Raw genomic sequence first — 15,114 nt, 5'->3', positions numbered from 1 at the left:
CATCAGACACGTTCAGACCACGCACTCGCTCGCTACAGACGTGTTCAGATCCGCGCCAGCTTTCAGACCGAGGTTTTGAAGACACACTCTAGTTAAAATAGAGTTCATGCCAAGCAAGTTATACCTTAGCTTCTGGTTCGTTTTGATCGGGAGACTTAGACTCCACTTCAGCCTCATTCTCCGCACGCTTCGCCTTCGGTTTGGCAAGCTTCTCCATCATCTTCCGTCCCGTTGGCGTCTGAGCTAGGCCGCCTTGGGCTGTCTCCCGATGACGACTTGGCATCGCGCTGCCTACTTCCAGCATAACGCCAATGACTTCGTCGGAAGGAATGGCACTGCGGACTCCGGCCAGCGCCATATCGGCCGCAGCCAGCGCGGTTACGGCACCCAGTCCGTTACGGACGATGCAAGGAATTTCCACGAGGCCAGCAACCGGATCGCAGATAAGGCCCAATGTATTTTTCAACGCAAGACCTACCGCATGAACCACTTGCTCTGGCGTTCCTCCACGCAGCTCTACCATGGCACCTGCAGCCATACCGATGGCAGAACCCACTTCCGCCTGACAGCCACCCTCGGCCCCGGAGATAAATGAATTGTTGGCAATGACATAACCGATTGCTCCCGCACAGAACAGACCATTTACGAGGTGCTCATCACTCCAGCCAAAACGCTCTTGGGAGCTGATAAACACACCCGGGATAATACCGCAGGAACCCGCTGTCGGTGTCGCCACGATTCGGCCCATAGAAGCATTCACTTCAGATACACACAAGGCATACGCCATGGCAAGTGCCGAAGCATCACCGGAGCAAGTCTCACCCTTGCGAATATACTCGGCCATTTTTTTGCCATCTCCACCCGTCAAGCCACTGCGTGATGTCGTATCTTCTGTCAGTCCTTTGTGTACCGCTTCCTTCATCACCTGATAGTAATCCGACATCTGCCGCACAACATCCGCTTCTGGCGTATTGGTTTCCTGAACCTGCTCTTCAATCATTAACCGGGCAATGGTTTTGGACTCGGCTGTACAGATGGTATTCAGTTCATGCAAATGTTTAAATCGCATCCGGCTCCACTCCTCTCTTCAAATCGATTACGCGAATTTCAAGTACATGGTCCAGCGCTCGCAGGTAATTCAACATCTCAGGATTTGGCACACCATCCATCTCCATCGCAGTTAAGGCTTCACCATCCCTGGCTTTCCGATCCACTTGCATATACCCGATGTTTACACCTGATGAGCTAATTGTGGACGTCACCGAAGCGAGTACCCCAGCTTTGTCCGAATGGCGCAGAACAAGCGTCGGAAACTCTCCGCTGATCTGTACACGGAAATCATTCAAAGCATGCACCGATACACTTCCACCACCAATGGAAGCACCGATTAGAGAACATTTGCGCTCTCCATACCACAACTCAATCTTGACCGTATTCGGATGTGGGGCCGGCAGGCCGCTCGTAAAAAATTCTACCTCCATGCCCGCTTGCTCTGCGTATTGCTCCGCATCCGGGATACGCGGATCGTCTGTGACATAATCAAGCAAACCACCGATCAAGGCAAGATCCGTACCATGCCCCTGATACGTATCGGCAAACGAGCCGTACAGGGTTAACCGGGCGCGTTCCGGCGTACACCCCAGCCACTGACGAGCAATTCGTCCCAGCCTTGCCGCTCCGGCGGTATGTGAACTTGAAGGCCCCGTCATCGACGGACCAATAATTGAGAAAACATCCTTAAAACGCATCAAAAGCCCTCCATTATTAATCATGGTTCATATTTGTAACTTGTATTCGTCATCGTTTCCATCCAGGAGATTAATCCATAATGTCCCTTATTTAAGGTATAATGACATCAAAAAAGGACAGAAGAAGGCCTTAGGCCCTCTCTCTGTCCTCGATACCTGAGAGTTTCATGATGTAGCTACACGGAACGATGCAATCCTGTATTCACCAGGCGATGGCATCAGACAAACCCGTGCTGCTTGATCATATACCCCTTGGGTGGCGCAGTTCGCGCACTCTCCAGAGTTGCGTCCAACGATGGTACTTTTACCTGAGAGATTAACCGCTGCGCCGGGTGCGCAGCAGCTTGCTCCTTCGGTGCCCGATAGCCCGCCATCTTACTTGGTCTGCTCAGGTCTCTCCCGCTCGTTTTCATTCGCTGTATTATCAATCATTTGATTTGGAATGTTACATTACTGAGTTTTGGATCATGTATATCCATAGAGTAATGTACCCAATCATATATGTCAACAAAAGTAACGTGTATTTATCATCTGTTAAGAAAATCTATTCTAACTGAAGCGGATGGCATTGATATTTCTCACTTCTGCTGAAGCACTTGTGACGTTTCAATTTTCGTAAATTCTATGCCTACCGTGTATGCGTTGGTAGTTGTCGCAGGAGCGGTATCCACGTAGGTATTGGAAGAAAGAAACCTCAATGTCCCTGCAGCATTATCTGTACGGGAGAGCTGCAATTGATTAATCAGAACCCCGTTACGTCTGAGGTTAATTGTTATACGAGATATTCCAGTTTGAATCTACAACCACGGCCACTTGCGTACTATTGTCGATTTTTACCCGCTGACCAGCCATCACAGGCACATTAAGGGTTTGAACACCATAGTATTTTCGATAGGGCCTGTGGATAAAACAGCCATATTTTGATGCCTCCTTTTCTCAGCCTTCTGTCGGCGGATTGAGATCATCTTATATGAATATGCTTCATATCGAGTAGCGTGCGCCCGTTTACAGCTTTATGGATGGGATGGATGACCCGCGTTCCTCATAGAACGATCTTCTGGAAGCCAACACTATTTGTCCATCATACCAACAGGGAAGAGAACCAAAAAAAAGGACTGCCGTATCACTTCAACGGCGGTCCTTTTTTTTGGTTCCATTCACGTCAAGATGGATTGGGCAGGGTCAACGCTTCCGCCCAGGCTTGCAGCTTCGCTTCTGTCCAGCCATCGTGCTCACCCATGAGAGAATAGCGTAGTCCAGCTTCGTCCCAGGATATATTCCGAATACTCTTCATATATGTGCCTTCAACCCCACGCACTTCAGTTGATTTCTCATCTGGCAAAAGTGTTGGATTCGCGTCATCTTCCGGCGTCTTGAAGATCGTCAGACTCACTTCAACCTTATTATCCCGCACATAGTACAGTGTCACTTCATCCCGGTTCAGCTCACCGCCCGTATGAGACATCTCGATACGAGACAGCTCCATTCCTTCGCCCTTATACTGCAAAAAAGATTGCCCCAGTGCCTGCTTCGCTTCCTCCAACGTTACTTCCGAGCTCTGGCTCAGATCATTCAAGTCCTTCACATCGACTTCCTTCGGGATGTCGATCACGAAAATGTCTCCTGGAAATTCGGGATCATATTGAATCGGATTGTAGACCATTTCTGATTTTCCATCACCATACTCACTAATGACTTTGACAATCATCCACGTTTTGGGATCCACCCAATATTCAGATGAGATGGATAATGTGCCCTCTTCCTTCGGCGTCAGTTTAATGTGGATGACATCCTGTCCGTGAAGCTTTTCCTGCCCCTTCATATCCACATCATGGGAATCCCGTAACCGTTCTAACTGATCAACCAGCATCTGCTTCTGGGTTTGTTTAGGCTGTTCACCCAAGCTGGATACGTTCATTGAATAAGCTGTTCCCGTCTCTTTTTCGTAGATTGTAATCTCCGTTCCGTTATTGACTGCGTAACTTACCTTGCCATTCTCCTCTGTTTCCGTGCGCTTTCGTCCAGTTTGGCCGTCTACCCATTCCTTGATATGCATCGTGTTAGTCAACTTGTCATCCGTCCATACTTTCATCACACCTTCAGCATAATACGAGGCGGGTTCCGTTTCTGCAGATACAACCTTCTCGATCATCTCATCTCCTGACATGGCCAGCATGTCCTTCTCCGCGCATCCTCCGAGCAAAGACACTGCAAGCAACGCAGTACCAATCATCATCCATCCTTTATTCATCATCCCAATCTTCCTCTCCTGTTTCGAATGTTCTACATTTCAGGTAATCGACATACTGCCAGTGTCCCGTATCCCTCAGATGACCACATACGCATAGCCCCTCTGTGCCGTATTGCAATCCGTTTGGCTATACTTAATCCCAGACCCGAGCTACCTGCATACCCCTTTTCCTTTTCCTTCTGATTCTGATGTTGAACATAGGGCTCGAAAATGCGATCAAGCTGTTCCCCTGGAATAGCCTGCCCTTCGTTATGCACCAGAATCAAAGTAGATCCCTTCCTATATTCATTCAACTCCAAACCCAGCGAAGGAATGATCCATTCCGGCAGCGGCTGATCTGAAGCAATTACCCCCAGACCCATTACACCATTCGTCCTCGTATAGCGCAGTGCATTGGTAATCAGATTATCTGTCAGGCGCATCAGTTGTTCGGGATGAACCCGGTACAGGTGGTCTGTGCGGACAACCGTCCTCACGTCAACATGTTCACGCTCGGCGAGTCCCCCATAACTTCCCAGCAACATGTCGAAGAACTCTTCTCCTTCCACCTCAACCATGGCCATCTCCAAATCACTAGAGCCCAGTGCCGTGTACATCTCAAGTTCACTAATCATCTGTTTCATCCGCTCCACATTTCCAAACAACACTTGCCGGTATTCCTGCCTTTCAAGGTGTTCCAAATGCCGATCATCGCTAAGCACTTCCGCATAGGCACTAATGGACATTAAGGGTGTCTTCAGATCATGGGATAGCGAAGCGACCATAAGCTCTTTCTCTTTTTGCTCCTGCTTCACTTTGATCTGCGTCCGCCTGACCGTTTCCTGCATCGCATCGAATTGCTGCATTAATATCCCCATTTCATCATGGCGAACCGGGAATGAATCCTTGACATCTGTTCCTTGAGCAAAAGCACCCATTCGCTCCATCAGTCGTTGCATGGGACGAAAGAGTTTTCTCGATAGCAGCCAGAGCATCGTCCCATAGAGAGCAGCAAAGAAAACCACCAAGCAGCCTACCACCCATGCGGTGCGCAAGGAAATGCCTTCCAGCCAGTCTGTACGCAGCATCGTTATCTCATAAATACCGATCAGTTCACCCTTTTCCCATACAGGCTTCTTGAGTGAAAATGTACGGTGCTTCAATTGCATATCGTACAGATCCCGGTACAATTCCGCACCTCTAACGGTATAACCGCCCACGCCCACAGACAGTGCATCGGATTCAGATGCGTATACCCGTATGCCTGACGGCAAATAGAGGTTGAAGCTCACCTGATCATTTGCCAATTTGGAGAGCCGCTCATGAGGTTGCGAGGATTGCAATTGATACAGACTTGGATCAGATAACGCCTGCTCAATGGGAGCCATACGACTGGACAGTTCCACATATTCGGACACGGCGCGTTGATCGTTGTAATGGTTGTACAGCGAGAACAACGCCCATCCGGCAATTACAGGCAGCAGCATCACTAGGAGAAACGCGATCATCAACCAGTATTTCAGCTTCATTCCACTGTCACCCCGACAAATCGATAACCACTGCCCCATACCGTTTGCACCCAGCGTGGATGATGCGGCTCGTCTCCAAGCTTCGCCCGAAGACTCTTCACGTGAACTGTGACCGTGCTGGAGTTTCCCGATTCCGGCTGACCCCAGACATGTTCATAGAGTTCAGCCTTGGTGAATGCACGACCCGGGTGAGAGGCAAGCAGTGTGAGCAAGCTCCATTCCTTGTTGGTCAGGATCACATTCGTTCCATGAAGCTGCACCTGCTGATTCAACGTATCGATTCGTAACCCGTCATTGTACAACTGCATACCCGAATCAAGCTTTATACCCTGATATCTTCGGTATCTGTTCAGGTGGGATTCAATTCGTGCGCTGAGTTCAGCCAGACTAAAGGGTTTAGTAATGTAATCGTCAGCCCCCAGACCAAGACCCCTAATTTTGCTCTCCTCTTCGATCCGTGCACTCATCATGAGCAGCGGCACGTCGCTGATCAGCCTGATATTTTTGCATACTGTGAACCCATCCATCTCCGGCAGCATCAGATCCAGCAATACCAACTGATACGTCCCCTCCCTGAAGTCTTCCCAGCTCTCCATGCCAGTTGATGCCCAAGTCACTTCATATCCCTCATGCCGCAAATGATCTCGCAGAATACGGGCTATCTCAGGGTCATCCTCCACGAGCAGTATGTTCACGCTGTCTCTCATCGCTGTCCCATCCTCCCATGACTGTATTGTAACGAAGAATATCCATCTCTCCGCAGAGTTTATACTTTCTTTATAAATGGCGTCACACGAATACAAAAAGAGCACCCTGATCTCCAGGACGCCCGTTCATTATCTTAAAGTATATCTACTAGCATTTATTTATCATACAGGTTAACTCATCCAATAGGAAAGACCTCATAGTTCGTAGAAAATACTCTCGTTCTGCAGATATGGTTTGCAAAATTTGCTGCATATGAGTGGCATCCGTTCTTTCATCCATTCGTGCCTCGACTCGTTCGCCATCTGAAACGCAAAGTAACCAAACGTAAAGATAAGCATAAACCCTTCCATTAACCGGATATCCCGTTCTGTCAGTGGCGCTGTCTGCTTGGTGTAACCCGACAGGAAAATATCACGTTCCTCCCGGTTAAAAATCGTAGCTGCACCTCCTGCATCAAAGAGATAGTAGCCATAGCCATATAAGCAAAAGTCGATCATGGAAATGCCCTGATCCGTCACGAGCAGATTATTGCGCGTAATATCTCCATGGATGACTCCCCATGTCTCAGGATGGTGCGGATATATTTTAAGCTGTCCGTTGATGTTCTCGATCGTCTCGCGAATCACAGTGAAATCTTCCGGAGTAAAGACCCCTCGTCTAACGCCTTCCTCCAGTTGTCCCAGCAGAACCAGATTTTCCTGAATGCTACCATACGCCGGGCGTACCTTTGTCAGATCCATCATGTCAGTCCCCAGTCCTGCCAGCTGTTGATTCGTTTCTTCCACAGTACGATGGCCTTTCTCCGTGCCCGCCGTTGTTCCAGACTCCTCCTGCACACGACCATGCTGATGAAGTATCTGAAGTTGATCGCCAAGATCATGGATCTGCTCTGTGGACAGGCGTTCTCCCTGTTGAATATCCCTGCCCTCAATCCATTCCAGCACGGTACAGCAGATGGTCGCCCCCTCTTCACTTGTCCATACCGTAACCCATTCTCCCGATGCATTTCGCACCGGCTTCTGCACGTGCATTGCTGTCGTTGCGTTTAATTCATGAAGAAGGTTCATCTCTGCTTCAAGGGCTGGCTGTGTATGCTGAATGCCCGTCATACTTGCAAAAGCGGCTTTATGTATACGCAACAGATACTTCTGTCCGGTTACTTCATCAACGACTTGATACGTTAGATTCTCATTATGACGGATAAAGGAAACCGAAGGCTTCTTCATTGAATAATGCTTTATGATCTCGGCCGCTATATTGTCATGGGACATCGTGTGGTTAGTCATCATCAACATCTCCTTCGTTATATCGCATTAGAAGTGCTTGGCCTTTCGTTTCCAACCTATCGAGCTTATCTCTGAAAACGCTATATTCACTCCGGTTATCGTAGCATGATTCTTTTTATTCTGGCAAACAACCCCAAATTAAAAGCATATATAAAAAGGCATAACCCCCGAACAACCTTGCACGGGAATTATGCCTTTCGTTTATTTCTATAGATCTATCTCTTTCTCTATCTCATACTCCATCCAATATAACAATTAACCGAAACGTCCCATGATATATTCCTGTGTGAGACGGTTGTCCGGGTTGGTGAAAATATGCTCCGTATCCCCGTGCTCAATCATGTTTCCCAGATAAAAATAAGCCGTGTAATCCGAGATGCGTGCCGCCTGCTGCATATTATGGGTGACAATGACGATCCGCAGATCCTTCTTGAGCTCCGAGATCAATTCCTCGACCTTACCCGAAGATACCGGGTCAAGGGCAGATGCCGGCTCGTCGAGCAGCAGAATCTGCGGATCAACCGAGAGTGCGCGGGCGATGCACAGCCGCTGCTGTTGCCCACCCGAGAGAGATAGGGCAGACTCGTTCAGTCTGTCCTTTACTTCGTCCCAGAGCGCAGCGCGGCGCAAGCTTTTTTCCACAATTTCATCCAGTGCCTTCTTGCTCTTGATACCACGGTAGCGGGGGCCAAACGCGATATTGTTGTAGATGGACTTGTGAAAAGGGTTAGGCTTCTGCCACACCATGCCAATCTTCTGACGAAGCTTGATTACATCCGTACCTGGCTCATTCAGATCGTTGCCATCCATCCAGATATGTCCCTCCGTGCGGGAGCCTGCGATCTCGTCGTTCATCCGGTTGAGCGACCGCAAGAACGTCGATTTACCACAACCAGACGGCCCAATGAGTGCCGTAACACTCGCTTCGGGAAAAGCCAGGCTAATCTGCTTCACTGCCTGAAAGTGTCCATAATATATGCTTAACTGTTCCGTACCAAAAGGTATGGCCATGTTGGTTCCTCCTTATTTCGATGCTGTCATGCGGCGGTAAACCACCCGACCGATCCAGCGTGCACTCAGATTGAACGCCAGCACGAGAAGTACAAGCACGGCTGAAGCGCCAGCTGCTATCTCTTTGGAATCCGGACCAATGCCTTCACTGTTGACTTTCCAAATATGGACAGCAAGTGTCTCTGCCGGACGGAAAGGGTTAAGCGGCGATCTTGGGCTGGTTGGATTCCAGTCTGTGAAGTCCAGCGGAGGACTACTCATCCCTGCCGTAAACATCAGCGCTGCTGCCTCACCGAAGATCCGGCCCGAGGCCAGAATTGTACCCGTAATTAAGCTGGGCAAAGCCACAGGCAACAGAATGGAAGTGATAATTTTCCATTTGGACAGTCCAAGCGCCAGACCTGCCTCTTTCTGTTCCTTTGGAACGGCCCGGAAAGCCTGCTCAGTCGTCCGCACCATCAGTGGCAGGTTAAAGATCGCCAGAGCTAAGGCACCTGATATCAGAGAGAAACCTAGACCAAATGTATTTACAAGCAGCAAGAGACCAAACAAACCGATAACGATGGACGGAAAAGAAGATAATACTTCAACGACCAAACGAATGAAGCTGGTAATCTTGCCTGGTTTGGCGTATTCCGCCATATAAATGCCGCCGCCCCATCCAAGCGGAATGGTAATAATCAAGGTCAGGACAAGCAGGAAAATCGAGTTAAACAGCTGAGGACCTATCCCCCCGCCGCCCTTGAGCAACTGTGGTGTACTGGTCAGGAAGTGCCAGTTAATCTGCCCAATTCCCCGTACCAGAATGAAACCGAGCAAACCAAGCAGAAGAACAACAATGAACAGGGCCAGTACAACGATGACGGAAGTTGCAATTTTATCGACCGTTTTCGCCTTCATTTTCATACCCGGTTCCTCCTTTCAAGCAAGCGAACCAGAATGACGAAGACAAAGGTCATCACGAGCAGGACAAGCGCCATACTCCACAGTGCATTGTTATGAACAGAACCCATCGTGGTGTTACCCATACTCAGGGTGATTACACTTGTTAACGTTGAAGCCGATTCCAGCAAAGAAGTAGGTACATGCGGTGCATTCCCGATGACCATCTGTACAGCCAGTGCTTCACCGAACGCACGAGCCATACCGAGTACAATACCTGTCAACAAGGCAGGCAGAACCGTCGGGATAATGACCCGATAGATGGTTTGCCAGCGTGTAGCACCCAGAGCATAAGACGATTCACGCAGACCTTTGGGCAGAGCGGATAATGCATCCGCCATAATACTTGTTACTGTAGGCAGAATCATGACGGACAAGACCAGACATCCGGCTGCAATACCGATCCCGGCTCCTCCAAAGATGCTACGTAACATAGGAACGATAACACTCAGACCGATAAATCCGTATACAACGGATGGGATACCCGAGAGCAATTCAATCGCAGGCTGTAGAATCTTTTTGCCTTTACCGGGTACAATCTCCGTCATAAAGAGCGCTGCACACAGACTAAGCGGGCTCGCAATGAGGGCTGCAAGCAATGTGGTTGTAAAGGAACCGGTGATGAACGGCAACGCACCATAAACCGCAGGTTCACCTGCTGGATTCCATGTTTTTCCGAATAAGAATTCACGCAGGCTTATGCCGTCCTGGAAAAAGGTCGATAACCCTTTGGACGCCACAAAATAAACGATGGAGAACATGACAACGATCAGGAAAACAACACAAATCGATGTATAGATCTTTCCAGTCCACTCTTCCCAGTAATGTTTCTCTCTCAAGGGCCGGCGTGGTTTCAGCTTATTGTTCATTACCGTTCCCCCTTCGGTCTGTTCCATAACAACCATCCTTCTATAGTAGAATTAGTGCAAAATATGGGATAATTCCTGAGCAAACCGCGCAAAGAGGCAGGACCTGGGTCCGCCTCTTTCGCTGTATGCGCAAGTTCAAGGAATATTACTGTGTCACGTTACCTGCTGCATCGCGTTTCACTTTCATGCCGGATACCGGAATGTAACCCAGTTCCTTCACATCATTTTGTTGAACTTCGTCACTTAGCATGTAGTCGAGGAATGCTTTCGTTGCTGCATCCGGATCACCTTTAGTGTACATGTGTTGGTAAGCCCACACTGGATATGTTCCTGCTTCCACGTTCTCAACAGTTGCTTCTACACCTTCGTATTTCAGAACTTGCAAGCTGTCATCCAGGTAAGACAGAGCCAGGTAACCAATTGCGCCTGGAGTCTCAGCTACAAGCTTCTTAACTGTACCGGAGGAATCTTCTTGGATCGAACCTTGGATGTCTTCTACTTTCGTTCCCAGAGCGAAGTTCTCGAATGTTGCACGTGTACCCGAGCTGCTAGGACGGTTTACGATAACGATCGCTTGGTCCTTACCGCCAACGTCTTTCCAGTTCTTGATTTTACCGGAGAAGATGTCGATCAGTTGTTGCTTCGTCAAATCTTGAACTCCTGCATCTTTGTTGCTAACTGGCGCGATAGCTACAACAGCTACTTGATGGTCAACCAGTTCTTTTGCTTTGGCTTCTTCTTTCAGCTTCTCTTCTGCAAATACGTCGGAGTTACCAATCGTAGCTTGTCCTTCGGATACTTGTGTCAGACCAGTACCACTACCGCCGCCTTGCACTTGTACCATCACGTTCTTATATTCATCAACTGCCATAAATTTCTGTCCAGCTTGCTCTACCAGAGGTTGCAGTGCAGTCGATCCAACAGCCAGAATGTTACCGCTAAGTTCAGTAGCAGCTTCACCTGATCCATTGCTTGCGGCACCCTCTGTACCCGCGTCATTTTTCGATCCGCATGCTGCGAGCACCAGTACGAACGTTAAGGTCATCAAAATAAACGGCAACTTTTTAAACATGTTTTGTTTTCCTCCCCCAATGTAGTGACGGCGTTTTGTGAATTTGTTTGTTCACCATCAACTCTTTACTCATTGTAGTTTCGGTATGTCATCTCAAAATCATTGTTTTGTAAACGCAATGTTAAAAATGTGGGCTGTAGATCAAAAATGCATTGGAGACAAGTCGCTGAAGTGGTCGCTTCGGGAAGGGACGATGTTTACAATCGTTATGGTGTCCAGATTTTTATAAAAAAATTAACTCAATAATATATGAAGTAGTTGATGCCCGAAGGTGGACGTTCCGGTTACGGATCGCTCTTCCGATCGCTGTTGTCTCCAAATTTTCTTTGAACTGATATGTATAATGTTAAAACTCGGAGACAAAAGCGAGCGCTTCGCTTCTTCGGAATCGATTCCGTCCCCTTCACTACTTCGCTTTTCCACAATCGTTCCGTTCCCTGCGTTTGTCAGCGCTCGTTGGTTCCGGCATTTCAAATCTATACCTGGGGAAAGGCAAAAAAGAAGGCCAGCCCCATAGAAGGCTGACCTTGTGTAAATACTACCGGAAAACGAGAAGGGGATGTCCTATCTGTCATAAGCATGACAGAGGACACCCCTTGTAGCGTTACTTTATTCTAAGGAACCTAGGACACGCTATTTGCTCCGGTTGGCACAGTTCTGAGGTGTAACGAAACACAGAGACGTTATTTCGTCGTATTGGGTCGATTTTCAGGTTTTTACACATTGTATGACGGAATAACGTTACTGAGATTCGTTACACTTTATATTCCTTGATCATCCACCTATTAGGATGCGGTAAATTCGTTAGCGCTTGGAGCGAGAGAACATCCCTGTCGGGATAGCCCAGTAGAAACAAAAAAAGCTCCACCGCCAGTGCATAGCACCAGCAGGAGAGCAGCTTTTCACAATAAGTTGGATCATATGATGATTGTTAATGTAAATACGATTGTACTAACCTAAAATCCAGAGCCATAACGCCAATCCGGCCAACGTGATATGCGCACCCTGAATAGCCAGTGCATTGATCAATACCGTTGGCAGATTATACGCGCTGCTGAGATATCATAGCGAAGCGGAATACTTTTGCGATAGTACAAGAACAACATCGCTGTACTCGCTACAATAGAGAAGAGATTCGGCACAACCATCCGCACGGCATACTCCACAAACGTAATACCGAAGTAATCGGCAGATACGATATTAACCAGATTGCTGACGACCAGTGGCAGTGATGTGGTATCCGCGATAAATCCACTAGCCATGACAAAGGCAAGCACCATCCGCTCATCGAACTTCAATGCACGTACCATCGCCAGCACAATCGGGGTAAGTATAAGCGCTGCACCATCATTGGCGAAGAGAGCGGACACCGCCGCCCCCAGTAAAATGGAATAGATAAATCAACTGGACGATGTAGTTATACAGAGCTGCAGGAGGATTGTCTATCTTTATTTTCTTCTATATAAAGCGCAGTAGGTTCCCTCGTTCAATGTTAAGATTTGCCGCTATCTTTCGGTGATTCCTCCACCATCTTGAACATGCCGAGCAATCCTTGCAATTGTTCTGCCATACTGTTCAGATGTGCTGAAGACGAAGCGATCTCCTCCACAGATGCCAACTGTTGCTCGGATGATGCCGAGACGGATTCCGTATTCGCAGCAGACTCCTGGGTTACGACAGAAATATCGTTCATCGCTTTGGCAACGTGGGAAGCACCACTCTCCAGTTGTTTCGTTGTTTCGGACAAGTCATCCAATGTATGAACAGCATCCTCCACAGCATCCCGAATCTGGGCAAAGGATTGTCCGGACGTGTTCACCGCCTGAATTCCGTCTCCCACCCGGGTCTGAGCCGCAGTCATGGCTTTCAGGGCCGCGTCCATATCCTGACGGATATTATGAACCAAATCACCAATTTGTGCTGCCGAGCTTCCCGATTCTTCAGCAAGCTTGCGCACCTCTCCTGCTACGACAGCAAACCCACGGCCAGCATCACCCGCTCTTGCCGCTTCAATGGAAGCATTCAGTGCAAGCAGGTTGGTCTGTTTCGAGATGGAGGCGATCACTTCTACCATGCTGCCGATCTCTACAGATCGGGCATTCAATGATTGAACTACTTCTGCCAGCTGTTCCACTGTTTCCTGAATGCTGTTCATCTGCTCAACAGCCTGCCCGGCAGCCTCATTTCCTGAATAGGCGGCTCCTGATGTATGCCGCATGTTCTCTGTAATGGATTGCACACGCTCAGACATCATACGGACATCTTCAGCCATACGGCTCATTTGTCCTGATCCATCGCTCACACTCTTCACTTGCTGTTCGGCACCTTCGGCCAATTCCTGAATCGCCATCGTAGAATGCTCAATGGCTTTGGTTGTTTGATCCGCACTGGCAGACAATTCTTGTGAAGAGGCAGATACCTGTTCTGTCGTTTCCTGTACACCCAGAATCATCATGCGCAGATTATCGACCATCCGTTCGAAATACTTCGCCAGATCGCCCACTTCGTCTTTGCGCCCAGTCTCCATTTTTACCGTTAGATCACCTTTGCTTACCGCTCTGGCGGATTCCTGCAGACGTTTAATTGGACGTAACAACGAACGTGTAAACCAGATAATGAATACCAGCGTAAGGAAGGTAGCAGTCAAAATGACCATAAGGGTTGCCATCCGAATGTCTTTACTCGCACTGGATACTTCGCTCTTGAACATTGTGCCTGCAATTTTCCATCCAGTTGCTTCATTTGTATCAAAAATCATCATCTTGGCTTCATCATTATACATGTATTCGAATTGACCTTCTTTACTCTGATACATCTCATTAAGTGTATTACTTGTATCTTGCGTACCCGATTCCTCAACGGGTGAGACCACGTAATTTTTGTCCGCATCCATAATGATGACGTAGCCTTCCTTGCCAACCTTGATGGAAGCCTGTTCACGCAGCGCTGTCAGATCCAGAGACAAACCAATGACACCGGATTGATCCTTTAATGTTTTGGATATGAAAACAACGGCTACTCCATCCGTATTCTTGGATACAGCTGAAATTACAGGAGTGCCCGGCTTCTCCATGGCAAGCTTGTACCAGTCGCGTTCGCGGGGATCGTAAGCAGCTCCCTGCGAGCTAGCCGTGTTTTCTTTGCCACGAATCATGACTCCATCTGTCGTTCCCAAAAACATATTCAAGGCCTCGGGATGCAAGCCCAGATATTGTTTCAGCTTCATCTCGATCTCAGGACTGTCCTTCTCCCCTTTAATGGAGATCGGATCAATAGCTTCCACAAAATAATTGATGTCATAAATTTTGGAATTCACTTGACTTTCAACAATAGAATTGGTGGTACTTACACTCTGCTTGGCACTATCTATCAGCTGGTCTTCCACCGTATGATCAGCAATAAGCAGCGTAACAATACCAACCGTCAGGCTGGGCAAGAGCAGAACTGCCAGGAAGGATACCAGTAGTTTGTTTCTTATATTCCATACAAAACCTTTTTTCTTGTTGTTTTTCTTTTTTGGTTTATTATCTTTTGGTTTGGCTGGCTTGGTAGCCGTCTTGGCCGTCTTCACTTGCTCGTTCTTCCTAATGTCACTCATCATGCTCTCCCCCTCCGAAATTTAAATCTGCCTATTCTTCTTATGTAGGACCTCTTCACTCTGAATAAATACTAAATCCTATAGATATAGATGTAATAAGGTCTACCTTATATATCGGCTA

Annotated in this window: 11 protein-coding genes, 1 pseudogene and 2 riboswitches; all 12 genes and pseudogenes read right to left on the bottom strand. The window is 48.1% G+C overall.

Translation table 11 applies throughout. The features are described from left to right. Nucleotides 1-118: 118 nt before the first annotated feature. The 12 genes and pseudogenes from sdaAA to ACR32F_RS02250 all read right to left on the bottom strand — a co-directional run bounded on the left by sdaAA (nt 119) and on the right by ACR32F_RS02250 (nt 14,996). Complete coding sequence (sdaAA, locus tag ACR32F_RS02305; protein ID WP_440115760.1) at nt 119-1,069, bottom strand: L-serine ammonia-lyase, iron-sulfur-dependent, subunit alpha; 951 nt, start codon at nt 1,067-1,069, stop codon at nt 119-121. Next, complete coding sequence (sdaAB, locus tag ACR32F_RS02300; protein WP_440115758.1) at nt 1,059-1,748, bottom strand: L-serine ammonia-lyase, iron-sulfur-dependent subunit beta; 690 nt, start codon at nt 1,746-1,748, stop codon at nt 1,059-1,061. Before sdaAB ends, sdaAA begins: the two co-directional genes overlap by 11 nt. A 141-nt stretch (nt 1,749-1,889) precedes the next feature. After that, a riboswitch (glycine riboswitch) is annotated at nt 1,890-2,031 on the bottom strand. A gap of 4 nt (nt 2,032-2,035) precedes the next feature. Further along, nucleotides 2,036-2,160, bottom strand: a riboswitch (glycine riboswitch). A gap of 750 nt (nt 2,161-2,910) precedes the next feature. Continuing rightward, nucleotides 2,911-4,002 carry a LolA family protein gene (locus ACR32F_RS02295; RefSeq protein WP_440115756.1) on the bottom strand — a complete coding sequence of 364 codons (1,092 nt, stop codon included), beginning with the start codon at nt 4,000-4,002 and terminating at the stop codon, nt 2,911-2,913. A gap of 29 nt (nt 4,003-4,031) precedes the next feature. Further along, nucleotides 4,032-5,507, bottom strand: coding sequence for an ATP-binding protein (locus ACR32F_RS02290; protein WP_440115754.1), 1,476 nt, complete (start codon nt 5,505-5,507; stop codon nt 4,032-4,034). Then, a complete protein-coding gene (locus ACR32F_RS02285) occupies nt 5,504-6,214 on the bottom strand; it encodes a response regulator transcription factor (RefSeq protein WP_440115752.1) in 711 nt (236 codons plus the stop codon). Before ACR32F_RS02285 ends, ACR32F_RS02290 begins: the two co-directional genes overlap by 4 nt. Nucleotides 6,215-6,409: 195 nt before the next feature. Further along, a complete protein-coding gene (locus ACR32F_RS02280) occupies nt 6,410-7,504 on the bottom strand; it encodes a phosphotransferase enzyme family protein (RefSeq protein WP_440115750.1) in 1,095 nt (364 codons plus the stop codon). Between the two features lie 252 nt (nt 7,505-7,756). Further along, nucleotides 7,757-8,512 carry a phosphate ABC transporter ATP-binding protein PstB gene (gene pstB / locus ACR32F_RS02275; protein WP_440115748.1) on the bottom strand — a complete coding sequence of 252 codons (756 nt, stop codon included), beginning with the start codon at nt 8,510-8,512 and terminating at the stop codon, nt 7,757-7,759. 12 nt (nt 8,513-8,524) lie between these two features. Continuing rightward, the gene (gene pstA, locus ACR32F_RS02270) at nt 8,525-9,412 is read right to left on the bottom strand and encodes a phosphate ABC transporter permease PstA (protein ID WP_440119654.1); all 888 of its coding nucleotides are present in this window, start codon (nt 9,410-9,412) and stop codon (nt 8,525-8,527) included. 2 nt (nt 9,413-9,414) lie between these two features. Then, complete coding sequence (gene pstC / locus ACR32F_RS02265) at nt 9,415-10,350, bottom strand: phosphate ABC transporter permease subunit PstC (RefSeq protein WP_440115746.1); 936 nt, start codon at nt 10,348-10,350, stop codon at nt 9,415-9,417. 118 nt (nt 10,351-10,468) lie between these two features. Further along, the gene (locus ACR32F_RS02260) at nt 10,469-11,395 is read right to left on the bottom strand and encodes a phosphate ABC transporter substrate-binding protein (protein WP_440115744.1); all 927 of its coding nucleotides are present in this window, start codon (nt 11,393-11,395) and stop codon (nt 10,469-10,471) included. 1,055 nt (nt 11,396-12,450) lie between these two features. Further along, nucleotides 12,451-12,795, bottom strand: a pseudogene (locus tag ACR32F_RS02255) (ArsB/NhaD family transporter); the annotation flags it as partial. A gap of 92 nt (nt 12,796-12,887) precedes the next feature. Continuing rightward, nucleotides 12,888-14,996 carry a methyl-accepting chemotaxis protein gene (locus ACR32F_RS02250; RefSeq protein WP_440115742.1) on the bottom strand — a complete coding sequence of 703 codons (2,109 nt, stop codon included), beginning with the start codon at nt 14,994-14,996 and terminating at the stop codon, nt 12,888-12,890. Nucleotides 14,997-15,114: the final 118 nt, after the last annotated feature.

Origin of the sequence: Paenibacillus hebaui (assembly GCF_051934385.1) — a bacterium.
Taxonomy (GTDB): domain Bacteria; phylum Bacillota; class Bacilli; order Paenibacillales; family Paenibacillaceae; genus Paenibacillus.
Note: the sequence above shows the minus strand (reverse complement) of the source record. Positions and strands in the feature narration are given on the sequence as shown.

Coding starts and splice junctions, on each gene's coding strand:
- ACR32F_RS02285 (WP_440115752.1), bottom strand. CDS start 6,214: ATGAGAGACAGCGTGAACATACTGCTCGTGGAGGATGACCCTGAGATA.
- ACR32F_RS02290 (WP_440115754.1), bottom strand. CDS start 5,507: ATGAAGCTGAAATACTGGTTGATGATCGCGTTTCTCCTAGTGATGCTG.
- pstC (WP_440115746.1), bottom strand. CDS start 10,350: ATGGAACAGACCGAAGGGGGAACGGTAATGAACAATAAGCTGAAACCA.
- ACR32F_RS02280 (WP_440115750.1), bottom strand. CDS start 7,504: ATGATGACTAACCACACGATGTCCCATGACAATATAGCGGCCGAGATC.
- ACR32F_RS02260 (WP_440115744.1), bottom strand. CDS start 11,395: ATGTTTAAAAAGTTGCCGTTTATTTTGATGACCTTAACGTTCGTACTG.
- sdaAA (WP_440115760.1), bottom strand. CDS start 1,069: ATGCGATTTAAACATTTGCATGAACTGAATACCATCTGTACAGCCGAG.
- pstB (WP_440115748.1), bottom strand. CDS start 8,512: ATGGCCATACCTTTTGGTACGGAACAGTTAAGCATATATTATGGACAC.
- pstA (WP_440119654.1), bottom strand. CDS start 9,412: ATGAAGGCGAAAACGGTCGATAAAATTGCAACTTCCGTCATCGTTGTA.
- sdaAB (WP_440115758.1), bottom strand. CDS start 1,748: ATGCGTTTTAAGGATGTTTTCTCAATTATTGGTCCGTCGATGACGGGG.
- ACR32F_RS02250 (WP_440115742.1), bottom strand. CDS start 14,996: ATGATGAGTGACATTAGGAAGAACGAGCAAGTGAAGACGGCCAAGACG.
- ACR32F_RS02295 (WP_440115756.1), bottom strand. CDS start 4,002: ATGATGAATAAAGGATGGATGATGATTGGTACTGCGTTGCTTGCAGTG.